The sequence below is a fragment of the Microbacterium sp. NPDC057407 genome, assembly GCF_042803895.1.
In the GTDB taxonomy this organism is placed as follows: domain Bacteria; phylum Actinomycetota; class Actinomycetes; order Actinomycetales; family Microbacteriaceae; genus Microbacterium.
Genome location: NZ_JBHVCA010000001.1, coordinates 895,472 through 917,836, shown reverse-complemented (window position 1 = coordinate 917,836; position 22,365 = coordinate 895,472). Strand labels below are relative to the sequence as shown.

The 22,365-nt window shown below is 71.7% G+C and carries 22 protein-coding genes and 1 tRNA gene; 5 read left to right on the top strand and 18 right to left on the bottom strand.

Translation table 11 applies throughout. The annotated features are described in order from the left end of the window. The first annotated feature begins 7 nt into the window (after nucleotides 1-7). Nucleotides 8-934 (top strand): hypothetical protein, encoded by a 927-nt coding sequence (locus ACFUTX_RS04395; RefSeq protein ID WP_378860960.1) that lies wholly within the window; start codon nucleotides 8-10, stop codon nucleotides 932-934. Here the strand turns inward: ACFUTX_RS04395 and ACFUTX_RS04390 are convergent, their stop codons facing one another. The 12 genes from ACFUTX_RS04390 to ACFUTX_RS04335 all read right to left on the bottom strand — a co-directional run bounded on the left by ACFUTX_RS04390 (nucleotide 935) and on the right by ACFUTX_RS04335 (nucleotide 12,250). Continuing rightward, entirely contained in the window at nucleotides 935-2,029 is a 1,095-nt protein-coding gene (locus ACFUTX_RS04390; protein ID WP_378860959.1) for a DNA glycosylase AlkZ-like family protein, read from the bottom strand. A gap of 41 nt (nucleotides 2,030-2,070) precedes the next feature. Beyond that, a complete protein-coding gene (locus ACFUTX_RS04385; protein ID WP_378860958.1) occupies nucleotides 2,071-2,640 on the bottom strand; it encodes a LemA family protein in 570 nt (189 codons plus the stop codon). A gap of 82 nt (nucleotides 2,641-2,722) precedes the next feature. Then, entirely contained in the window at nucleotides 2,723-4,036 is a 1,314-nt protein-coding gene (locus ACFUTX_RS04380) for a D-arabinono-1,4-lactone oxidase (protein WP_378860957.1), read from the bottom strand. Beyond that, the gene (locus ACFUTX_RS04375) at nucleotides 4,033-5,262 is read right to left on the bottom strand and encodes an alanine racemase (protein ID WP_378860956.1); all 1,230 of its coding nucleotides are present in this window, start codon (nucleotides 5,260-5,262) and stop codon (nucleotides 4,033-4,035) included. Before ACFUTX_RS04375 ends, ACFUTX_RS04380 begins: the two co-directional genes overlap by 4 nt. 79 nt (nucleotides 5,263-5,341) lie before the next feature. Then, nucleotides 5,342-6,151, bottom strand: coding sequence for a serine hydrolase (locus tag ACFUTX_RS04370; protein ID WP_378860955.1), 810 nt, complete (start codon nucleotides 6,149-6,151; stop codon nucleotides 5,342-5,344). 1 nt (nucleotide 6,152) lies between these two features. Then, nucleotides 6,153-6,226 (bottom strand) — tRNA-Leu (locus tag ACFUTX_RS04365). 33 nt (nucleotides 6,227-6,259) lie between these two features. Further along, nucleotides 6,260-7,708, bottom strand: coding sequence for an NAD(P)/FAD-dependent oxidoreductase (locus tag ACFUTX_RS04360; RefSeq protein ID WP_378861061.1), 1,449 nt, complete (start codon nucleotides 7,706-7,708; stop codon nucleotides 6,260-6,262). A gap of 32 nt (nucleotides 7,709-7,740) precedes the next feature. Further along, the gene (locus ACFUTX_RS04355; RefSeq protein WP_378860954.1) at nucleotides 7,741-9,021 is read right to left on the bottom strand and encodes a S8 family serine peptidase; all 1,281 of its coding nucleotides are present in this window, start codon (nucleotides 9,019-9,021) and stop codon (nucleotides 7,741-7,743) included. Then, nucleotides 9,018-9,536, bottom strand: a complete 519-nt coding sequence (locus ACFUTX_RS04350; RefSeq protein WP_378860953.1) for a DUF501 domain-containing protein — start codon at nucleotides 9,534-9,536, stop codon at nucleotides 9,018-9,020. Before ACFUTX_RS04350 ends, ACFUTX_RS04355 begins: the two co-directional genes overlap by 4 nt. A gap of 82 nt (nucleotides 9,537-9,618) precedes the next feature. After that, nucleotides 9,619-10,149, bottom strand: coding sequence for a septum formation initiator family protein (locus ACFUTX_RS04345; RefSeq protein WP_378860952.1), 531 nt, complete (start codon nucleotides 10,147-10,149; stop codon nucleotides 9,619-9,621). Nucleotides 10,150-10,170: 21 nt separating this feature from the next. Next, nucleotides 10,171-11,451, bottom strand: coding sequence for a phosphopyruvate hydratase (gene eno / locus ACFUTX_RS04340; protein WP_378860951.1), 1,281 nt, complete (start codon nucleotides 11,449-11,451; stop codon nucleotides 10,171-10,173). 130 nt (nucleotides 11,452-11,581) lie between these two features. Continuing rightward, complete coding sequence (locus tag ACFUTX_RS04335) at nucleotides 11,582-12,250, bottom strand: O-methyltransferase (RefSeq protein WP_378860950.1); 669 nt, start codon at nucleotides 12,248-12,250, stop codon at nucleotides 11,582-11,584. A 97-nt stretch (nucleotides 12,251-12,347) separates the two neighbouring features. Between ACFUTX_RS04335 and ACFUTX_RS04330 the strand changes: the two genes are divergently transcribed. Next, nucleotides 12,348-12,854 (top strand): DUF4442 domain-containing protein, encoded by a 507-nt coding sequence (locus ACFUTX_RS04330; protein ID WP_378860949.1) that lies wholly within the window; start codon nucleotides 12,348-12,350, stop codon nucleotides 12,852-12,854. On the opposite strand, the gene ACFUTX_RS04325 is transcribed toward ACFUTX_RS04330, so the two are convergent. Both ACFUTX_RS04325 and ACFUTX_RS04320 read right to left on the bottom strand, forming a co-directional pair. Beyond that, nucleotides 12,799-13,668 carry an SGNH/GDSL hydrolase family protein gene (locus tag ACFUTX_RS04325; protein ID WP_378860948.1) on the bottom strand — a complete coding sequence of 290 codons (870 nt, stop codon included), beginning with the start codon at nucleotides 13,666-13,668 and terminating at the stop codon, nucleotides 12,799-12,801. The genes ACFUTX_RS04330 and ACFUTX_RS04325 overlap by 56 nt on opposite strands. A 70-nt stretch (nucleotides 13,669-13,738) precedes the next feature. Further along, nucleotides 13,739-14,176, bottom strand: a complete 438-nt coding sequence (locus ACFUTX_RS04320) for a YdeI/OmpD-associated family protein (RefSeq protein ID WP_378860947.1) — start codon at nucleotides 14,174-14,176, stop codon at nucleotides 13,739-13,741. Nucleotides 14,177-14,253: 77 nt separating this feature from the next. On the opposite strand from ACFUTX_RS04320, the gene ACFUTX_RS04315 reads away from it, so the two are divergent. After that, a complete protein-coding gene (locus tag ACFUTX_RS04315) occupies nucleotides 14,254-15,507 on the top strand; it encodes an APC family permease (RefSeq protein WP_378860946.1) in 1,254 nt (417 codons plus the stop codon). Here the strand turns inward: ACFUTX_RS04315 and hisS are convergent. The 3 genes from hisS to nhaA are packed head-to-tail and all read right to left on the bottom strand — an operon-like array spanning nucleotide 15,491 to nucleotide 18,660. Next, nucleotides 15,491-16,762: a histidine--tRNA ligase gene (hisS, locus tag ACFUTX_RS04310; RefSeq protein WP_378861060.1), complete on the bottom strand. Its 1,272-nt coding sequence runs from the start codon at nucleotides 16,760-16,762 to the stop codon at nucleotides 15,491-15,493. The genes ACFUTX_RS04315 and hisS overlap by 17 nt on opposite strands. A gap of 39 nt (nucleotides 16,763-16,801) precedes the next feature. Next, on the bottom strand, nucleotides 16,802-17,545 hold the full coding sequence (locus ACFUTX_RS04305; RefSeq protein ID WP_378860945.1) for a MazG family protein: 744 nt from the start codon (nucleotides 17,543-17,545) through the stop codon (nucleotides 16,802-16,804). Further along, a complete protein-coding gene (nhaA, locus tag ACFUTX_RS04300; protein WP_378860944.1) occupies nucleotides 17,494-18,660 on the bottom strand; it encodes a Na+/H+ antiporter NhaA in 1,167 nt (388 codons plus the stop codon). The genes ACFUTX_RS04305 and nhaA overlap by 52 nt, the downstream gene beginning before the upstream one ends. A gap of 151 nt (nucleotides 18,661-18,811) precedes the next feature. Here nhaA and ACFUTX_RS04295 point away from each other — a divergent pair, with 151 nt between their 5' ends. Together ACFUTX_RS04295 and ACFUTX_RS04290 are read left to right on the top strand one after the other, a co-directional pair. Continuing rightward, a complete protein-coding gene (locus tag ACFUTX_RS04295) occupies nucleotides 18,812-21,484 on the top strand; it encodes a phosphoenolpyruvate carboxylase (protein WP_378860943.1) in 2,673 nt (890 codons plus the stop codon). Nucleotides 21,485-21,543: 59 nt separating this feature from the next. Next, complete coding sequence (locus tag ACFUTX_RS04290; protein WP_378860942.1) at nucleotides 21,544-21,714, top strand: hypothetical protein; 171 nt, start codon at nucleotides 21,544-21,546, stop codon at nucleotides 21,712-21,714. Nucleotides 21,715-21,754: 40 nt separating this feature from the next. Here the strand turns inward: ACFUTX_RS04290 and ACFUTX_RS04285 are convergent, their stop codons facing one another. Next, nucleotides 21,755-22,354: a gamma carbonic anhydrase family protein gene (locus tag ACFUTX_RS04285; RefSeq protein ID WP_378860941.1), complete on the bottom strand. Its 600-nt coding sequence runs from the start codon at nucleotides 22,352-22,354 to the stop codon at nucleotides 21,755-21,757. Between the last annotated feature and the right edge of the window lie 11 nt (nucleotides 22,355-22,365).

The window sequence follows — 22,365 nt, the reverse complement described above, 5'->3', positions numbered from 1 at the left end:
TGGGAGAGTGAAGCGCGGGACGGTCGTCGGCATCGTCGTCGGTGTCGTGGTGGCCGTCGGGGTCGGCCTGGTCGCGTGGTGGCTCCTCGGTCGGCCCGAAGGCCCCGAAGCGACCGCTCGGGCCTATCTCGATGCTCTCGAGTCGGGAGACTTCGCGGCGATCGAGTCGCTGCGTGCCGAGCCCCTGAACGACCCGCTCGTGCGCGACGCGTTCGCCGGCGCATCCGAACGCGTCTCGAACGCCCGGATCGTCGAGATCCGGGAGGAGAGCGCCGACATCTCCGGAGTCATCGCCGAGGTCACGCTCGGTGGCGAGACCCACGACCTCGGATTCACTGTCGAGCGGACCGCGGGGCGATGGCGCCTCGGCAACGGCGATCTCGGGCTGCTGACGGCCGCGGCGGTCCTCGGGGAAGCCCCGGTCGGCGACACCGTGACCGTCGGCGGCGCGCTGTTCCCGGCGCGTTCCGACCTGCTGCTGCTCCCCGCCGCCTACGAGGTCGCCGCGGCCCCGCGAAGCATCCTCGCAGGACAGGCGAACGCCGTCGTCCTCCCCGGTGAGCCCGCGGACGTCGTGGTCGAGACCCGGCTCTCGCCCGACGCCGTCGACCAGGCCCAGGAGCAGCTCGATGCCTACCTCGACGCCTGCGCCGCGCCGGCGAGCGAGATCCCCGCGAACTGCGGCATCCGCGTGCCGTGGGCGGCCGACCTCACCTCGCTCGACTCCGTGTCGTTCCGGATCGAGAAGAAGCCCGCCCTCGCCCTGTCGGCCGACGCCAGCGGGTTCGACGCCACCGGCGGCACGATCGTCGCCACCGCCACCGGGACCTCCCGCAGCGGAGGGACCGGATCCTTCACCTACCTTGCGGACGACTGGTCCGTGCGAGGCTCGGTCCGGTTCGAGGGCGAGCAGATGGTCCTGTCGGTGCGCTGATCACCCCGGCGCGCCCCGCACCTCCAGACCCAGCCACCGGCCCAGGTCATCGATCTCCGACTGCACCGCCGCCGTGGCGGACGCGTCGAAGGGGACGTCCTCGTGGATCGCGTTCACCTGCAGCACGCCCGCCTTGCGGTCGGCTCTCGCATCCAGCTTTCCCACCAGGCGGTCGCCGTGAAGGATCGGGAGCGCGAAGTATCCCCACCGGCGCTTCGCCGCCGGCTTGTACATCTCGAGCAGATACTCGTACTCGAACAACTCCTCGAGGCGCCGCCGGTCGAAGACCAGCCGGTCGAACGGCGAGAGCAGCGCCGTCCGCGGCGCGAACCCGGCGACGTCGCCGATCGCTGCCTCGTCGACCCGCCACGTCCCCGGGACACCCTCCACGGTCGCCTCGAGTCCGACCGTTCCCACGTCGATGGGCTCGATCGGCTGCGCGACGCTCTTCGCCCGAGCGATCCCGAGCGACGCCAACCGCCGCTCCGCTCGCTCCCGCGCGGCATCTTCCGGGGCGACCTCGGGAAGACCGGCGGGATAGACCCGTTCGGCCAGGTCGAACAGCCGACCGCCCGCGTCGCGTGACGAGATGGCCACATCACCCCGGAGCACCAGCATCTCGAGCATCTGCAGCGTGTTGCGATTGTCGGTCCAGCCGGAGGACCGCCACGAGACCTGCGCCGTATCGGGGATGTCCGTCGGTCGCAGCGGACCTCGGTCGCGCAGGTGCGCCATCACCTCGCGACGGAAGCCGTCGTTCGCCGCCAGCCAATCACGCGCCTCACGCGAGTGGGGCCGCTGCGCCATCTCGGCCCGCAGCAGCGGCAGGTCGGCCATGGTGCGGTAGAACCCGCCCCACTCGAACAGGGCGCGGTCCTCCTCGACCAGGCGCACCAGATCCGCCGACCGGTAGGGCCACCCCAGCCGGGACCAGAGGATGAGGTCCGCACTCGGAGCGACAGCCGCCGTCGGCTCGATATTCACCACCGTGAGCGCGTCGACCGTCTCCACGATCCCGGCAGGACGATCAGCGGTGAGCAGCTGGGCGCGTACCGCGATGCGTCGAGCCTGGGCCCGCGTCAGACGGTAGGTCATCGGGCGAGGCTACCGCTGCGCCCCCATTGATCCGGCTCGCGTCAAAACTGCACGCGGGGAGGCTCGGAGATGGCGGCGCCGTCGATGACCTCGAAGAACTCGCGCTCCTGGAAGCCCAGGTTGCGCGCGAAGAGGTTGTTCGGGAACACCTTGATCTTCGTGTTCAGCTCGCGGACGCCGCCGTTGTAGAACCGGCGCGACGCCTGGATCTTGTCTTCGGTGTCGACGATCGACTGCTGCAGCTGCAGGAAGTTCTGACTGGCCTGCAGCTGCGGGTACGCCTCGGCGACGGCGAACAGCGACCTCAGGGCCTGCTGCATGTGCCCTTCAGCGACGCCCGCCTCGGCGGGGCCGGGGGCGTTCAGCGTCTCGGCCCGCGCCCTCGTGACGTTCTCGAACACCGCTTTCTCGTGTGCGGCATACCCCTTCACCGCCTCGATGAGGTTCGGAAGCAGATCGGCACGGCGCTTGAGCTGGACGGTGATGTCACTCCAGGCCTCTTCGACACGCACGTTGAGCTGCACAAGAGAGTTGTAGGTCGCCCACAGGTAGATCCCGACGATGACGACCAACGCCACCACGATCACCACCGGGATCAGCCATTCCCACATAGCTGTGACTCCGTTCGAGGTTTCCCTCATCCTAGCGAGGGCGCGACGCGGCGCATGCGCCCATGTCTGCGACTCTCAGCGCTTACCCACCGAGAACGCGGTCGAGGTAGGGATTGGCGAACAGCCGCCCCGGGTCGAGGCGGTCACGCAGCGCCGTGAAGTCCTCGAAGCGCGGATAGCGCTCGCGCAGGGACGAGGCATCCAGCGTGTGCATCTTCCCCCAGTGCGGGCGACCACCGTGCTCGAGCATGATCCCCTCCACCGCCTCGAAGTACGCGCGCGGGTCGTCTCGCCAGTATCGGTGCACCGCGATGTACGCGGACTCGCGACCGTAGGCGGTCGAGAGCCAGCGGTCATCCGCGGCCGCGAACCGCACCTCCACGGGGAAGGAGATGCGCCAGCCTCTTTCGTCGATCAGGGCGCGGACGGCGTCGAACGCGGGCCGGAGATTCTCGACCGGAATCGCGTACTCCATCTCGCGGAACCGCACCGATCGCGCGGTCGCGAAGACGCGATGGGATGCATCGGTGAATTCCCGATCGCCCCAGAGCCTCACCGACAGCCGGTTGATGGCCGGGATGGTCGCGGGCACCGCCTTGGCCACCGAGCACGCGACCTGGTGGAGGCCGTTGCCGACGAGAGTGTCATCCACCCACTTCGCCACGGGCGGGAGCGGATGCCTCGGCGCGCTCTCGGGCAGGCGCGTATTGGTCTTGGTCATCGCGCGCTCGGTGTGGGGGAACCAGTAGAACTCGAAGTGGTCGCTCTCGGCGACGCGCCTGTCGAGGTGCGACAGCACCTCGTCGAGGTCCTCGGGCTGCTCGACGGCGTGCAGCACGAACGCCGGGACGCATTGAAGCGTCACGTCGACGAGGATTCCGAGCGCGCCCAGGCCGAGCGCGACCGCCGGCAGCAGCTCGGGGTTCTCGGTCTCGTCCACGACGAGCGGCTCGCCCGCCGCCGTGATCAGCGTCGCTCCGACCACCTGGGTCGCGATGCCGCCGAAGGTCGCACCCGTCCCGTGGGTCCCGGTGGAGATCGCACCGGAGACCGACTGGCGGTCGATGTCGCCGAGGTTCGGCATCGCCAGCCCGTACGGCGCCAGGAGCGCGGGGACCTGATGGAGCCGCGTGCCGGCACGGAGAGTGACGCGCGACCGCTCGACATCCACCGCGACCACACCCGTCAGGTCGCTCAAGTCCAGAAGAACCCCGGGGGCGACCGCGATGCCGGTGAAGCTGTGCCCCGCTCCGACGGCTTTGACCGGAAGTCCCTGGGCCGACGCCGCGACGACCGCGCGCCGCACGGCCTCGGCCGTCCGGGGGAATTCGACGCGGCGGGGACGCACGGACTCCGACCGGCCCCAGTTCTGCCATGTGCCGCCCGGACGGGTCATAGGAACGTCCTCCCCTCGCCCCGGTACGTGGGCAGCTCGCCGACGATGGCGTCGCCGTCGATGAGGTGATAGCGGTCGACCCGCTCGGCCAGCTCGCCGCTCTTGGCGTGGCGGAACCACACCCGGTCGCCCACCCGGAGGTCGCGGGCGGCTTCGCCGCGCAGCGGCGTCTGCACCTCCCCGGCGCCCTCCCGAGGCACGGTCTGCAGGCCTGCGGGCCATACCGGCAGCGGTTGGCGCGACGCCACGGGCGGTCCTGACGCGATCCATCCCCCACCGAGCACGGTGGCGATGTCGGGGGCCGGTTTGCGGACGACCTCGAGTGAGAACGCCGCAGCCGGGGCGGGCTGGAAGGCTCGGTACCCGTCGAACAGGTGGCCGGCGAACAGCCCGCTTCCCGCCGTGAGCTCGGTGACCGACTGGTCGGACGCCGTGTATTCGAGGGACCCCGTGCCGCCGCCGTTGACGAACTCGAGCGGGGCGACATCGCGAAGCGCTGCGACGATCTCGCTCCGACGCTGCCGCAGCTCCGCCCCGGACCGACGCTGCATCCAGCGGATGACGGCATCCCCCGAACCCGTCGCATCGCCCTGGCCGGCGATCTGCGCCTCGTACATCATGAGCCCCACGAGGGAGAACCCCGGACGCGCGGCGATCGTGCGACCCAGCGCGGCGACGTCGCCCGGCTCGTGCACGGGCGAACGGAACACCCCGATGTGGCCGAGGCCGGGTGCCCGCCACGAGGCGTCGGCATCGATCGCCACGCGGATCTCCGGGCGGGAGCCGGGCGCCGCCACGGCATCGACGAGGTCGAGCTGGGCCGGGTCGTCGACCATCAGGGTGATGCACCGCGCGGCCCGTTCGTCCGCCACGAGTGTCGAGAGCGCCGCGCGGTCGGCGGTGGGATAGCCGAGCACCACGTCGTCGTGGGTCTCGGCGAGCCACAGCGCCTCGGGAAGGGTGAATGCCAGGATGCCGCGGTAGCCCGCCAGGGCGAGCGTCGCGTCGATCGCCCCTCGCACGCGCACCGACTTGCTCGCGAGGCGGATGGGCACCCCGCCGGCCCGCACGACCATATCGAGCGCGTTGTACCGCAGCGCGGGCAGGCTCAGCGTGGCGATCGGGCCCGACAGGCCCTCCACGGCGCGCGAGAGCGCGGTCCAGTACGCCGCCGGATCCGTCCAGGGCTCCGTCGCCGTGGGGGTGGAGAGCAGGTCGAGGCTCATACGGCTCCCTCCGGGTGCGCGCACATGGGCACCAGCCTAGAGCCCGCGCCCTTGGCCGCCGTCACGGAACGGATGGCGTTCACTCCCCGCCGGCCCGGATCCGGTCGCCGGTGCGTCGCATCGCCGTGAGCACGTCGTCGCGCACCGTCGCCGGGGCATCCGCGTCCCACTCCGCGAGCACCGCATAGGCGATCGCCCCGGCGGGCGAGGTCACGACTCCGACGTCGGCGCGCACCCCCGCATCCGTTCCGGTCTTGTTCCACAGCCGGATGCCGCGGTCGGCCTCGCGGTGAGCCAACGGATCGAGACCGAAAGCCGACGCGACCATCGACAGATCGGTGCCGAGCGACAGCCAGGCGACGACCTCGCTGCTCGCCTCCGTGCCGAAGACGTCTCGGCGGTGGAGCCGCGCGGCGAGCCTCGCCAGCTCAGCCGCGCTTCCGCGGGAGAGCGCCGGCGGATGCTCCGGAAGGCGGTCGTCGCGCACCCGGTCGAGAAGTGCGGTGCGAGTGAGGCCGAGGTCGGCTGCGGCGCGGGTCACCGCGGCGAGCCCGACCAGGTCCAGGAGCACGTTCGTCGCGACATTGTCGCTCACCGCGCCGACCAGACGTGCCGCGTCGGCGGCCGACAGGGACGAGGCATCCATCGCCTGCCACAGCCCCGAGTCCCCCACCGCTTCCTTGCCGCGCTCGAGGGGTCTCGCTCGCTCCAGCTCGCCCGCGGCGAAGCGACGGGCGAGCTCGATCAGGAGCAGGATCTTTCCGACGCTCGCCGTGGAGAGGGACCGGTCGGCCCCGCGTTCGGCGAGGAGGGAATCGGATGCCGCGTCCGCCGCGCACGCCGACCACCGCAGGCCGACCTCGGGCCGGTCGGTCAGGAACTCGAACACGTACCCCCGCTGGGACTCGAACCCAGACTGAAGCGATTTTAAGTCGCCTGCCTCTGCCGATTGGGCTACGGGGGCGCCGTCGATGCGGACGCTCCCACGCTACCGTCGTCAGCGCGCAGCGCCCGCCTTCGCGGGAGCCTTCTTCGCGGCGGCCTTGTCGGCCTCGACCTTCTCGGGCTGGTCGGCGGCCTTGCCCTGCTCGCGCGGCTCGGCCGGCGGCGTGATGGCGGGCGCGGCCGGACGCGGGCGTGCCGCGAACTCCTCGAAGACGTACCGAGGGTTCTGGACGGTCGACAGGTTCACCATGTCGCGGCCCAGCCAGAAGTTGTTCCACCAGCCCCAGAGCACGCGCCACTTGCGCTCCCACGACGGCATCGCCAGACCGTGGTAGCCACGGTGCGCGAGCCAGGCGATGGGCCCCTTGAGGGCGATCTTGCCCGACTGGAAGACACCGACCCACAGGCCCAGTCCGGCGACCGCGCCGAGGTTCTTGTGGTAGTACTCGCGGGGCACCTCGCCGCGCAGGACGGCGACCAGGTTCTTCGCCAGCAGCTTGGCCTGACGGACGGCGTGCTGAGCGTTGGGAACGCAGTAGCCGCCCACGCCGCCGCCGGTGAGGTCGGGCACGGCGGCAACGTCGCCGGCCGACCAGGCGCCCTCGACGACTTCCTCGGCCGTGCCGACCCGAAGATCGGCGCGCGTGCGGATGCGGCCGCGCTCCTCGACCGGGAGGTCGCCGCCGCGCACGACGGTGGGGTTGGCCATGACGCCCGCAGTCCAGATGATGAGGTCGCTCGGAATGGTCTCGCCGGTGGAGAGCTCGATGTTGCCGTCGATGGCCCCCGTGACCTGGGTGTCGAGGTGCACGTACGCGCCGCGCTGGGCGAGGTTCTTGAGCACCCACTCGCTCGTCTTCAGCGACACCTCGGGCATGATCCGTCCCATCGCCTCGACGAGGTGGAAGTGCGTGTCGTCGAACGTGAGCTCGGGGTAGCTCTTGACGAGCGCCGAGGCCAGCGAGCGCAGTTCGGCGAACACCTCGATGCCCGCGAAGCCGCCGCCGACCACGACGACCGTGAGCAGCCGATCGCGCTCGGGACCGGGCGGAAGCGTGGACGCCTTGTCGAAGTTCGACATCAGGCGGTCGCGGATCGCCACCGCCTCTTCGATCGTCTTGAGGCCGATCGCGTTATCGGCGATGCCCGGGATCGGGAAGGTGCGCGAGACGGCTCCCGCGGTGACCACGATCTGGTCGTACTCGAACTCGTAGGGCTCGCCGGCGATCGGGGTGATGGTCGCGACCTTCTCGGCGTGGTTGATGCCGGTGACCTTCGCCGCGACGATGCGGGTCTTCTTCAGGTGGCGCCGGAGCGCGACGACCGAGTGACGGGCCTCGATCGAGCCCGCGGCCACCTCGGGAAGGAAGGGCTGGTACGTCATATAGGGCAGCGGGTCGACGATCGTGACGTCGGCCTCGCCCTTGCGCAGATGCTTCTCGAGCTTCCAGGCCGTGTAGAAGCCTGCGTATCCGCCACCGACGATGAGGATCTTAGGCACGGTGTTGGTCACGTTTGGAGGCTCCTCCTGTGTCAGCGGCTCGGCGCGCGGGACGCCAATCGGATGCGTCGGACAGCTGCGGTGACGCCGAGCGCCACCAGTATAGCCGTCGCTGTGGCGACCGAGAGCGGCAGCGTCCCGTAGAGCACGGTTTCGCGGGAGGGCAGGAGCGGGGACGCGGCGCGCTGGGCGGCGTCGGCGGGTGGCAGCGGAGCGACCTCGACCGGCTCGGTGGGCCGGGACGGCACCGGATCGCTCTGGGCGCGACGGTAGAGCCGGATCCAGTCGCTGAGGCTTCCCATCGGGTTGGCCGAGACCGTCGGGACGTCCGCGGTCACCGCCGCCTCGGCATCCACGAGCCCATAGCCGTACAGCGGGTCGGGGACCGCCCCGGCGCCCGCAGCCGGACGCGCGGTCTCGATGATGCGGTTGATGACGTTGTCGGCATCGAGATCGGGGTGGGCCGCACGCACGAGCGCGGCGATCCCGGCGACGATCGGCGCCGCGCCGCTCGTTCCGTTCCACAGCACCAGGCGCCCGTCGGCCGACACGCCGACCAGCTTCTCGCTGGGAGCCGACACGCCGATGGTGATGCCCTGAGTGGATGCCTCGACACTCGCCTTGCCGCTGGGATCGACGCCCGCGACCGTGAGCACGCCGGGGATGGTGGCGGGCGCGCCGACGCGGGTCGTGCCGCTCCCCCGGTTGCCGGCCGCCACCACCACCACGACATCGTTCTCGAAGGCGTAGAGGAAGGCGTCGTCCCAGCTCTCGTCCCAGTCCGGCGCGTTGGTCGTCAGCGACATGTTGATGACGTCCGCGCCCTGGTCCACCGACCACCGGATCGCCTCGGCGATCTGGTCGGTGAAGCTCGTCGTCGCGGCCGAGCCGAAGCCCACGGACACCGACAGCAGGTCCGCCTCCGGGGCGACGCCGATCATGCCGGCATCCGGGCCCGTCCCGCGGCCCGCAGCGAGGGACGCGACCCAGCTGCCGTGATCGGAGTCGACCGCCCCGACCGGCGTGCGGCCGTCGGGAGACCCGACGCCCGACACGTCCGTGCCGCCGACCACCGCGCCCTCGAACTCGACCGGGCCTCGTCCGATGCCGGTGTCGATGATCGCGATGCGCACGCCCTCGCCGCGCGTGGTGTCCCACGCCTTCTCGACGCCGTAGTCCGCCAGCCAGTACTCCGCCGCCCGGACCGGGTCCTCCTCCGGCGCGTCGGGAGTGGCCGCGGACGCCGGCGCCGCGACCACGAGCGTCAGCGCGACGGAGGCTGCGGCGACCGCCGCGAGGGGGCGGCCGGTCATCCGCCCGTCCCGGGATGGGTGCAGACGCACCGCTGCGGCGACCACGACGAGCGCGCCAGCGCACGGTCGCCGATCGGGTTGACACCCGGTCCCGCCGCGAGGGCGTGACCGGCGAGAGCATGGAGGCACTTCACGCGGGTGGGCATGCCCCCGGCCGAGATGCCCTCGATCTCGGGCACGTCGCCGTAGGCGGCGCGATCGGCGAGATAGGAGTCGTGGGCCCGTGCATACGCTGCTCGCAGCTCTTCGTCGGCCTCCAGCTCGTCTGAGAGCTCGCGCATGACGTGGTCCGCCTCGAGCACCGACATGGCGACGGTCGCGGCCGGATGCGTCAGGTAGTAGAAGGTGGGGAACGGGGTGCCGTCGGGCAGCCGTGGCGACGTCGCCACCACCGTCGGGTTGCCGCACACGCAGCGCGCGGCGATGCCGACGACCCCTCGCGCGGGGCGGCCCAGCTGCTCGCGGAGTACGGCCAGGTCGGCCTCGGTGGCGGGGGGCAGCGGCACGGACGTCACGTCGGCAAGGCTACCGGCGACGCCTGGGACGGTGCTGACCGGACGACGCCGAGCGCCGCGCCGCGAGAGCGTCCGGCACCTCTCAGGGAGTGGCCGCGGGCGTCGGCTCCTCGTCGGGGACGCCGATCGTCGGACCCTTGACGGTCTGCGAGAGTCCCGCCTCGGTCACCGATCGCACGAGCTGCGACATCCAATCGGTCCGGGTTTGACCGACCTCCTGGCTGACCGGCGACTGCTCCTGCGGCTCGCGTTCGGGCGGGAGGTCGTTGTAGACGAGGTACACCACCTCGCCGGGACGCACGTAGTACAGGCGTTCCCGCGCCTGCGTGGTGATGTAGGCGGGGTCGGTCCATCGCTCGCGCTGCGATTCGAGCTCGGCGACCTCTTCGCGGCTGAGCTGCACCGCGGCCTCGAGTGCGGCGATCTGCTGACGCTGGTCGACGTACGTGCCGATGGTCGGCACGAGGACGAAGGCGGCGAGGACCACCAGGCCGAGCATGATCACCATGAACCCGGAGAGGCGGATGCCGCCGAGCCAGCCCCGCACGTCGACCGGGCGCCGGTCCCCTCGGCGTCCCGCGGAACCGGAAGGGGGAGCCGTCGTTCTCGCCACGGCTCCCCCTTTCTGGATGTGTCAGCCCTGGAAGCGCGGGAAGGCTGCGCGGCCGATGAACGTCGCCGCGTCGCCCAGCTCCTCCTCGATGCGCAGAAGCTGATTGTATTTCGCCACGCGCTCGCTTCGAGCGGGCGCGCCGCTCTTGATCTGTCCTGCACCCGTCGCGACGACGAGATCGGCGATGGTCGTGTCCTCGGTCTCTCCGGAGCGGTGCGAGAGCATCGCGGTGTAGCCGGCGCGGTGCGCCATGTCGACCGCGTCGAGCGTCTCGGAGAGCGTGCCGATCTGGTTCACCTTGACAAGCAGCGAGTTGGCCACGCCTCGCTTGATGCCGTCGGCGAGACGGGTGGGGTTGGTGACGAAGAGGTCGTCGCCCACGAGCTGGGTCTTCGTGCCGAGCGCGTCGGTGAGGGCCTTCCAGTTGTCCCAGTCGTCCTCGGCGAGCGCGTCTTCGATCGTGACGATCGGGTAGTCGGCGACGAGACCGACGTAGTACTCCGTCAGCTCGGCGGCCGACCAGTCCTTGTTGTCGAGGCGGTACACGCCGTCGTTGAAGAACTCCGTGGCGGCGACGTCGAGGCCCAGCGCGATGTCGGTGCCGGGGGTGAAGCCCGCCTTCTCGATCGCGCGCACGAGGAAGTCCAGGCCCTCGCGGTTGCTCGGCAGGTCGGGCGCGAAGCCGCCCTCGTCGCCCAGACCGGTGGCGAAGCCGGCGGCCTTCAGCTCGCCCTTGAGGACGTGGTAGACCTCGGTGCCCCACCGCAGCGACTCGGAGAACGTCTCCGCCCCGATCGGAGCCAGGAAGAACTCCTGCATGTCGATGCCGTTGTCGGCGTGCTCGCCGCCGTTGATGACGTTGAAGAGCGGCACGGGGAGGATGTGCGCGTTGGGTCCGCCGAGGTAGCGGAACAGCGGCAGGTCGGCCGAATCGGCCGCGGCCTTGGCGACGGCGAGCGAGACGCCGAGGATCGCGTTCGCGCCGACGCGCTTCTTGTTGTCGGTGCCGTCGACCTCGATGAGGATCTCGTCGATGATGCGCTGCTCGCTGGCGTCGACGCCTTCGATCGCGGGGCCGAGCTCGTCGATCACCGCGGCGACCGCTTTGAGCACGCCCTTGCCGCCGTATCGGCTCTTGTCGCCGTCACGCAGCTCGTACGCCTCGAACGCTCCGGTCGACGCGCCCGAGGGGACGGCCGCACGCTGGACGATGCCGTCGTCGAGCAGCACCTCCACTTCGACGGTCGGGTTTCCGCGCGAGTCGAGGATCTCGCGCGCGCCTACAGCCTCGATCAGTGCCACAGGGGACTCCTTGCTTGTGGAGGGTGGTTCTTCGGAGCATCGTCGGTCCGCACCCGAGTCTAGTGATCGGGATGCCTCGGCACAGGGCGCGCGTCACATGCGGCGCCTTCCGGCCGTGGGCGCGACGCGCTCAGACCAGGACCGCGAGCGCGACTCCGTCCCATCCCTTCAGGTCGAGCGTCTGCAGCGCGGTCGCATCGAAGCGCGGGTCGCGTCCGAGCATCTCGAGTCCGCGCTGCACGCCGATGACCTGAGGGTTCTCGGTGGCGGGATTGGCCACCTCTCCCCCGCGGACGGTGTTGTCGACGACGACGACTGTGCCCGGCCGGCCAAGTCGGGCCGCCCAGTCGAGGTAGATCGTGTTCGACTCCTTGTCGGCGTCGATGAACACCAGGTCGAAGGGCTCGGATCCCTCCAGCTCGGGCAGCACGTCCGCCGCGCGTCCGAGCCTGATCTCCACCTTCTCGGCCACCCCGGCCCGCTCGAGGTTCGCGCGCGCGATCCCGGCGGTGCGGGGCTCCGCCTCGATGGTCACGACCCGCCCGTCCTCGGGGATGCCCCGTGCCATCCAGATCGTCGAGTAGCCGCCGAGCGTGCCGATCTCGAGCACCCGCCGCGCGCCGCTGATCCGCGCGAGGAGATGGAGGAACTTCCCGTTCACCGGCGCCACCTCGATGGCGGGGAGCCCCGCCGCCTGCTGGTCGACGACGGCGGCTTCGAGGGCGGGGTCGTGGCCCACCAGGGTGTCGGTGAGGTAGGCGTCGACGCGGCGCCACAGATCGGGAGTCGGCTCGCTCATGGGTCCACCCAACAAGCGATGCTCCCGACGCGTCAAGGGTTGTGCCGCGCCGACAAAGGATGCCGCATCGCGATCCCGGCCCCGCCAGGATGACGGCATGCGCATCACGCCACGACGACTCGCCCTCGGGATGAGCCTGTGGGCTCCCAACCTGTGGAGCGGCATCCGGGTCCGCCGCTTCGCCGACGACTGGACCAGCGCGACCGTCGAGCTGCATGTCAATGCCCTCACGCGCAATTACGTCAAGACGGCGTTCGGCGGATCGATGTCGGCCATGACCGATCCCTACTTCTTCATGCTCGTCATGCACCAGCTGGGCCGTGACTACGTGGTGTGGGACACCCGGGGCGAGATCGAGTTCCTCAAGCCCGGCCGGGGAGTCCTGACGGCGCGGTTCGAGGTCCCCCGCGCGAAGGCCGAGGAGCTGCGTGAGCGCGCGCGGGGCGGAACGAAGGTGCGGGAGTGGTTCGAGACCGAGATCGTCGACCGTTCGGGCGACGTGGTCGCGCGGGTTCGCCGCGAGGTCTACGTCCGCGAGAAGAAGCGCGTCACGCTGGCCGCGGCAGGCGAGCCCGGACGGGCGGCGTCCTCGGACGCGGACTGAGCGGGTCGGCGAGGGCCGACAGCACGGCCGGGAGCAGCGCCTCCGCGGTGCGCCGGTAGCCCAGGGCGCTCGGATGGAAGCGGTCGAGGCTGAACATCTCGGCCGGCTGCGACACGAAGAACGGGCCGACGGTCGTTCCGAGCGACACCGCGAGAGCGCCGGCCCCCACGGCCGCCTCCTCCTGCGCCAGGGCCATCTGCCGGGACAGGCGCGAGCCCACCACGCGGAGGGGCTGCGGCACCGGTCGGAGGGCTCCCAGGTCGGGGCAGGTGCCGACGACGACCTCGGCGCCCCGCGCCCGCAGCCGATGAACGGCGTCCGCGAGGTGGGCGGTCGCCGTCGCGACCGGGATGCGGTGCGTCACGTCGTTGCCGCCGACGACGACCACCGCGATGTCCGGTCTGTACTCGGCCGGCAGCGCATCGACCTGCGAGGCCAGCTGTGACGATTCCGCGCCGACCGTCGCGGCCGTCCGCAGCCGGACCGGGCGGCGCGTGGCCCGCGCGACCCCTTTGGCCAGCCGGCCCCCGAGGGTGTCCTTGGGCCGTTCCGCGCCGAGTCCGGCGGCGATGGAGTCGCCGAAGACGGCGAGCTCGACCGGCGGCCCGTCGAACCGGCGGCCCCACACGCGATCGGCGTCGAGTGCGTCCTCGCCGAGAGGCTTGCCGATCCGCCTGCGGGCGATCCGCGCCTGCCGGTGGAGGAGGGCGCGGAGGGCGCCGACGACGACCGCCGACACCGCCGCGACGGATCCGAGGACGACGGCGAGTCCCAGGACCGCGGCGCGGGGAGTGAAGGGGACGCGAGTGCCCATGCCGCTATCGGAGCGGGTGCGCGTGAACGTCCGGCGACGCGTCGATGACCGCGAGGTGGCGGGGCCGGCTTCAGCCCCGGACTCCCGCGACCGCCGTCTCGACCCGCCGCTGCCGCGTCTCGGGCTTCTTCGCCTCGACGACGCCGCGAACGAGCTCCTTCCGCCGGCTGTAGCTCAACGCGTCGAACCCGGCCCGGGCATCGGCGGCCGCGAGGGCGGCGGCGAGGTCGTCCGGGACGTCCACCTCGCGCTCACCCCCGTCCAGATCGATCGTGGCGTCGACCTCGTCGCCGATCTCGACACCCAGCGCCGCACGGTTGGCTTTCGACAGCCCGATGACGTTGCGCCCGTCCATGACGCCCAGCCGCAGACGCGCCGACCGATCGCCGATGCCGACGACGACGGCTGCCCGCTTGCCTCCGCCGAGCTCGGCGACCTGCTCGTCGGTCAACTCGATCGCGGCCGCGGGTCCGAAGGGTGCGAGCACGGTGCGGAGGCGAAGCGTCATGGCACGATGATGCCGGATGCCGCGGCATCCGTCTCCCCCTCACCGGGAAGTTTCCCCGCCCGCACTAGGGTTCGCTCGTGAGCTCTCCTTCGCTGCAGCGTCGACTCGGACTCGGCGACGCCGTCTTCATCGGCTTGGGTTCGATGATCGGCGCGGGGGTCTTCGCGGCCTTCGGCCCCGCCGCGGCGGCGGCCGGCTCCGGTCTGCTGATCGGCCTGGGCGTGGCCGCCGTCGTGGCCTTCGGCAACGCGACGTCGACCGCCCAGCTCGCGGCCGTGCACCCGACCTCGGGCGGCGTGTACGCCTACGGGCGCGCCGAGCTGGGCCCATGGTGGGGGTACGTGGCCGGCTGGGGCTTCGTGATCGGCAAGATCGCCAGCTGCGCGGCGATGGCGCTGACGTTCGCCGCATACGCCGCCCCGGCCGGCTGGGAGCGCCCGGTGGCCATCGCCGCGGTGGTCGCCCTGGCGACCGTCAACTGGTTCGGCGTCACCCGGACCGCCCAGCTCACGCGCATCATCGTGGTGTTCGTGCTGCTCACTCTGGCGGTCGCCGTCGCGGCCGGCACGGCGACACCGGACGCGGCCGGGTGGCTGACCCCCGCCACGCTGTGGTCGGGCGGCTGGTACGGCATCCTCCAGTCGGCGGGCCTGCTGTTCTTCGCGTTCGCCGGGTACGCCCGCATCGCCACGATGGGCGAGGAGGTGCGCGCTCCCGCCACCACCATCCCACGAGCGATCGTCCTCGCTTTCGGCGGCGCGCTCGTCGTGTACGCGCTCATCGGACTGACGGTGCTCTCGACGCTGGGGCCGGACGGCACCGCCGCGTCGACGGAGCCCGTCGCGGCAGCCGCCGCCGCATCGGGCTGGGTGTGGGCCGAACCGGTCGTGCGGGTCGGTGCGGCGGCGGCATCGCTCGGGGCGCTCCTCGCGCTCATCGCCGGCATCTCGCGCACGTCGTACGCGATGGCGCGGGAGGGCGACCTGCCCCGCCTCCTCGACGCCGTGCACCCCCGCTGGCATGTTCCGCATCGCGCAGACGCGGCGATCGCGGCCGTCGTGGTCGTCCTGGTGGCGCTGATCGACCTCCGCGGCGCCATCGGCTTCTCGTCGTTCGGGGTGCTGCTGTATTACCTCGTGGCGAACATCGCCGCCTTCCGTCAGCGCGGCGGCGCCCGCCGTTACCCGCGGGTGCTGCAGATCATCGGCGCCGCCGGGTGCGTCGTGCTCGTATCGACGCTGCCCTGGGAGAGCGTCGTCGCCGGCGTCCTGGTCGCCCTGGCGGGCGTCGCCTACCGGATGCTGCGGCTTCGGTTCACGCGAGCGGCTTGAGGTCGACCTCTCCCGCCGGGATTCCCGTCGACACCGTGGCGAACGCCGTGTAGCCGTCGGCAGCCGCCCGCTCGAGCAATGCCTTGAGGTTCTTCGTACGGGTCTCCAGCCGCACGCGCGCGCCACCGCCCACGAGCGCCGCCTTGTGCGCCAGCAGCTCACCGGCGGGGATGTCGCGATCGTGGACGAGGACCACCGCCTGCGGAGCGTCGTCCTGCGCCGCGGCCACCAGGTCGACGATCCGCTCGAATCCGATCGAGAACCCGGCCGCCGGCACGTCCTGACCGAGGAAGCGGCCGATCATGCCGTCGTAGCGACCGCCGCCGCCCAGCGAGTAGTCGACCGAGGGGTGGGCCAGTTCGAAGATCGTGCCGGTGTAGTACCCCATGCCGCGCACGAGGAACGGGTCGAACACCAGCGGAACCTCGGTCGGCTGCCCGTCGATGCCCGGGCGCGAGGCGGCGACCGCCTCGCCGATCCCCACGAGGTGGTCGACGATGTCGGTGGGGGCGGCGTCCGGGAGGAGCTTGCGGATCTGACGCTCGCCGAACGGGTGGTACTCCATCGTCATCGGCCGCGTGAGGAAGCTCTCGAAGGCGTCGACCGACTGGGCAGCGGCTCCCCGCTCGCGCAGTTCGGCCGCCACGCCGGCCGGCCCGATCTTGTCGAGCTTGTCGATCGTGATGAGCACTCCCGGGCGCTCGGCGGCGTCGAACCCGAAGCTGTCGAGCATCCAGTCCAGCACGCGGCGGTCGTTGATCCGCACGCTCCCTCCGGCGAGGCCGAGGGCGTCCAGGGTGTCGAGCGTCGCGACGATGAGCTCGGCCTCGGCGCGGGACGAGGCATCCCCGATGATGTCGATGTCGCACTGCACGAACTGCCGGTACCGGCCCTTCTGCGGCCGCTCCGCCCGCCACACCGGGGCGATCTGGATGGAGCGGAAGACCGACGGGAGCTGACCGCGATGCGTCGCGTAGAACCGGGCCAACGGCACCGTCAGGTCGTACCTCAGCCCGAGGTCGGTCAGCTGGGAGGGGTCGCCCGCGGCCGCCGCGATGGCGTCGGCGTCGAGCCCGCGCTTGAGCACGTTGTAGGCGAGCTTCTCGTTGTCTCCGCCGATTCCGGCGTGCAGCCGCGAGTACTCCTCCATGACCGGTGTCTCGATCTCGTCGAAGCCGTGCGCGCGGTAGCGGTCGCGGATCACGGCGAGGACGCGCTCGCGGCGCGCCTTGTCTTCGGGGAGGAAGTCGCGCATTCCGCGCGGCGGGTTCACGGATGCCACGGATCCATCATTTCAGAGGTCGGCGGGGCCGACCGGCGTCGCGCCCCCGTCGCTCTCGCTCGCCGGAGGGACCGCCGCTGCGCCCTCCGTCTCGCGGATCTCGGCCGTGAGGCGGCGCAGGCGCTCGCGCAGGGCCCGGTCGGCGTCCCACCCCTGGTCGCGGGCTGTGGCAACGAGCTGCAGCAGCGCGTCGCCCAGCTCGGCCTCGGTGCGCGGGGCGGCCGCCGCCGGGGTTCCGACGCCCACCTTCTCCCCCTTGCCGAGCAGCTTCTGGGCCAGAGCGAGCGACGGCATCCGTTCGCTGACGCCGTCCAGCACGCTCGTCCGCGCGCTCTTCTCGGCGGCTTTCGCCGCGTTCCAGTGCACCAGCACCTCTTCGGGCGTCGTCGCGACCGCGTCGCCGAAGACGTGCGGATGCCGACGCACCATCTTGTCGGTCAGGCCGCGCGCCACATCGTCGATGTCGAACGGGCGGTCCGGGTCGCGTGACGCGATCTCGGCATGGAACAGCACCTGCCAGAGCAGGTCGCCGAGCTCTTCGCGGAGCTCGTCCCGGTCGTCGGTCTCCACGGCGTCGATCAGCTCTGCGCTCTCCTCGACGAGGTACGGCACGAGAGCGCGATGGTCGATCTGCTGACTCCACACGCAGCGATCCCGCACCGCCCGCATGGTCTCCGCCGCGGCCCGCAGCGGGTCGACCGCCGTCACGCCGTCGTCCGCATCGTCGAGCCCGTCGCCTGCCGCCGGTAGTGCCATGCCCGCCACGATACGAGCACGGCGGCCGCGATGAGCGAGATCACCGACCCGGCGAGCACCCCGAGGACCGCCTGATCCCGCACCGCCGGGGAATCCGCGAAGGCGAGCTCGGACAGCAGGAGCGACACGGTGAACCCGATCCCGCCGAGCGCGCCGGCCGCGAGGAGGTCGCCGAAGCGGAGCGGCGGAGCGGCGGACCGGTCGCCGACGCGGAGCGCGAGCCAGCCCGCGAGCGAGATCCCGAGCACCTTGCCGACCGGGAGCGCCACCAGGACGCCCCAGAAGGCCGGCGAGAGCTGCGCAGGCGACACGGCCGGGATCGGGACCAGCGCGGCGTTGAAGGCGAACAGCGGGAGCACGATCGCGTTCACCCAGGGCTCGAGCTCGTGCCGCACGCGGAGCGCGGGCCGCTGCGCCATCGCGAGTCCGAGCGCGACACCCGCGATCGTGGCGTGGACGCCGGACTGGTACACGAACACCCACGTGAGGACCGCGAGGACGACCAGCGCGAGCGCGACGGCGACCCGCGCGCGGCCGTCCAGCAGGCGGCTGAGGACGCCGAAGGCCACCACCGAGACCACGGCGAGCGCCAGCATCCCGATGTCGACCCCGTTCGTGAAGAGGATCGCGATGAACAGGATCCCCACGATGTCGTCGAGGATGGCCAGCGCGAGCAGGAACACCCGCAGCGCGGAGGGCAGGCCCTTGCCGAAGACGGCGAGCACGCCGAGCGCGAAGGCGATATCGGTCGCCGTGGGGATGGGCCACCCGGCTTGCGCGCTGGTCCCCCAGGCGAACGCGAGGTAGACCGCGATCGGCAGGAGCACTCCGCCGGCGGCGGCGATGGCGGGCTGCAGCGCCTTGCGCGCGGAGTTGAGCTGGCCTGCCGTCAACTCGTACTGGAGCTCGACGGCGACGATGAAGAAGAACACGGCCAGGAGCCCGTCCGCGATCCAGTGGTCGAGGGTCAGCTCCAGCACGCCGGGCACGCCGACGTAGCGGTGCAGGAACGCGTCGACGGGTTCACCGGCAGGGGTGTTCGCCACCAGGAGCCCGGCCGCAGCGGCGACCAGGAGGATGATCGCGGGGAAGCGCGCAGACCGTAGCAGAGCCATCCGGAGTCCTTCCGTCGGAGGTGCGCGCGAGGGTCGCCGCACCTCGCCGACCAGACTTCCCGGCTCTCCTGGAGGCAGTCTATCGACGGGCGGGCGTCACACGACGCCACCTGTGACATCGCCGCAACACAGCCGGGATACCGTGGATCCCATGCGCGAACTCACCCAGACCGAAGCGATCGACCTCGTCGGGCGCTTCGAGGCCGAGCAGGAGATCCCCGAGAGGATGCGCGCCGACGTGCGCATGCTCGGGTCGCTGCTCGGGCAGGTCCTGCGCGAGAGCGGCTCTCCCGGCCTCTTCGAGGACGTCGAGCGGCTGCGGATCGCGACGATCCAGGCCTACACCGACGAGACGCCAGAGGCATTCGCCAAGGCCGCCGCCATCGCCGACTCCTTCACCGTCTCCCGCGCCGACGAGGTGGCCCGCGCCTTCACCGCCTACTTCCACCTCGTGAACCTCGCCGAAGAGCACCAGCGGGTGCGCATCCTTCGCGAGCGCGACGGACGCCCCGACCGCGAGCAGGCGACCGACTCCGTCGCGGCCGCGTTCGTCCGGCTGGCCGCCGAGGTCGGCGACGACACCGCCCTGGAGCGCCTGCAGTCCCTGCGCTTCCACCCCGTCTTCACGGCCCACCCGACCGAGGCCCGTCGGCGCGCGGTGTCGTCCAGCATCCGGCGCCTCGCCGTGCTCCTCGAGGAGCACGACGCCTCGCTGCGCAACGGCGCCGACGAACGCCGCGCGCAGCGCCGCATGCTCGAAGAGGTCGACACGCTCTGGCGCACCGCGCCGCTGCGGGGCGAGAAGCCCGCCCCGACCGACGAGGTCCGCGCCGTCATGGCGGTGTTCGACGAGACGCTCTACACCGCGGTGCCCCACGTGTACCGCCGGCTCGACGACGCGCTGCAGGGACCCGCGGCCGGGGGCCGCGCCCCGATCGTGCGCCCCTTCGTCCGCGTGGGCTCGTGGGTGGGCGGCGACCGGGACGGCAACCCGTTCGTCACCGCCTCGGTGACGCGGAAGGCCGCCAAGATCGCCAGCGAGCACGTGCTCCTCGGTCTGGAACGGACGACGAGCCGCATCGGGCGCACCCTCACGCTGGACGCGACCACGACGCCCCCCAGCACCGCGCTCCTCGCCCTGTGGCAGCGGCTCTCGGCCGCCGACGAGGACGCGGCGACCGAGATCGCCAAGCGGTCCCCCAACGAGCCGCACCGACGCATCCTGCTGCTCCTCGCCCGCAAGCTCGCGGCCACGCGCGAACGCAACGCCGATCTCGCGTATCGCGACCCCGAGCAGTTCCTCGCCGATCTCCGGGTCGTGCAGGACTCGCTCGTGCAGGCCGGCGCGCCGCGGCAGGCCTACGGGCACCTGCAGCAGCTTCTGTGGCAGGTCGAGACCTACGGCTTCCACCTCACCGAGCTCGAGGTGCGTCAGCATTCCGCCGTCCACGCCAAGGTCCTCGCCGAGCTGGATGCCGGCGGCCCTCGCAGCGAGCTGGCGGAGGAGGTGCTCGACGTCATCCGCTCCATCGCCTTCCTGCAGGAGCGCTACGGGCCCCGCGCGGCCGGACGCTACATCGTCTCGTTCACGCGATCGGCCGAAGACCTGGCCAACGTGCACCGTCTCGCCCGGTACGCGGTGGGGCCCGACGCCCCGGCGCCCGTGCTCGACGTCATCCCGCTGTTCGAGACCTTCGCCGACCTTCAGGCGGCCCCCGGCATCCTGGCCGAGATCGTCGAGCACCCGGAGTTCGCGGCGCGTCTCGAGGCGACCGGACGCCGCCTCGAGGTGATGCTCGGCTACTCGGACTCGTCGAAGGACGTCGGTCCCGTCGCCGCGAACCTGGCGCTGTACGAAGCGCAGGCGGCGATCTCGGCCTGGGCGCGCGGCAACGGCATCGAGCTGACGCTCTTCCACGGCCGCGGCGGAGCACTCGGCCGCGGCGGTGGCCCGGCGAACTCGGCGATCCTCGCGCAGCCGCCCCACTCCGTCGACGGCCGCTTCAAGCTGACCGAGCAGGGCGAGGTCATCTTCGCCCGCTACGGCGACCCGGCGATCGCGATGCGCCACATCGATCAGGTGGCGGCGGCCATCCTCCTCGCGTCCGCACCCTCGAACGAGGAGCGCAACCGCGTCGCGGCCGAGCGCTACGCCGACGTCGCGGCGACGATGGACCGGGCATCCCGCGAGCGGTTCTTCTCGCTCGTCAAGGCGCCGGGCTTCGCCCCCTGGTTCGCCCGTGTGACGCCGATGGAAGAGCTCGGTCTGCTGGCCCTCGGCTCGCGACCCGCCCGTCGTGGTCTCTCGGTCGAGTCGCTCGAAGACCTCCGCGCGATCCCCTGGGTGTTCGCGTGGACGCAGGCCCGCATCAACCTGGCGGGATGGTTCGGTCTCGGCACCGCGCTCGAGGCCGTGGGCGACGAGGCGCTGCTGCAGCGCGCGTACGACGAGTGGCCGCTGCTGCGCACCCTCGTCGACAACGTGGCGATGAGCCTCGCCAAGACCGACGACCGCATCGCGCGCCTGTACCTCGAACTCGGCGACCGCGACGACCTCGCGACGCTCGTCCGCGACGAGATGGCGCTCACCCGCTCATGGGTCATCCGGGTCACCGGCGGCACCGAGCTGCTCGGCAACAAGCCGGTGCTGCAGCGTGCGGTGAAGATGCGCAGCCCCTACGTCGACGCCCTGTCGCTGCTGCAGCTGCGGGCCCTCCGATCGCTCCGCGATGCCCCCGAGGGCGCCCCGGTCGACCCCGAGCAGCAGCGGCTTCTGCTGCTCTCGGTGAGCGGAGTGGCGGCGGGTCTGCAGAACACCGGCTGACACGCCCCGACACGCGCGTCGCTGCCGTCGCTGCGCCACCGCGGGGTTAGCGTGACGGCATGGCACGGATCATCGTCGCCGAAGTGTGTCCCGAATGCCGGTCGCTCGATGTGCGGGCGACCGAGCCGAGGTGGTTCCACGTCGAGTTCGCCCGGCGGGGCGAGCTCGACGACGGCTGGGTCGACCGCCTCGTGTTCGAGTGCCGCGACTGCGGCGTCGTCTGGGACTGACGCTCGGCTGTTCAACGGATGCCGCGGCCGCGGCATCCGTTCAGTCGACGCGTCGGTCGAGCGAGTGCCGCGCCAGACTCCGCCCGTAGCGCTCCGTCAGCTGCACCATGAGGTCGGGCGTCTGGCGGTCGAGACCGAAGACGTAGCCGGGGAAGTCGAGCTCGCGCTGCGCCGCCCAGATCTCCTCGTGACGATCGGGCGCGAGGATCTGCACCGGGTCGCCCACCGCCACCCACCCGATGGGCACGACCGATTCGGCGGGCAGGGTCGTGCGCAGGTGGACGACGGCGTTGATGCGCACCTCGCTGCGCTCGCCGATGCGGGCGCCGTTGAAGACCCGCGTGCCCGTCGCCAGGAACACCTCGTCGGCGACGGTGGCGCCCGAGATGCTCGCCATCGGCCCCACGAGCACGTGGTCGCCGATGTGGACCGGGTTGGTCGCCGTCGCGCGGATCAGGGCATTCTCCATCACGATGACGTTCCCGCCGAGGGTGATCGCCCCGCCCTCGGCCGTGATGACCGCGCCGTGCAGCACCTGGCAGTCGGGTCCGATGGTGACGTCTCCGCTGATCACGGCGGTGGGCGCCACGACGGCTTCGGGGTGGATCCGGGGCTGCGCCCCCAGGTGCTCGAACCGCATCGTTCCTCCTC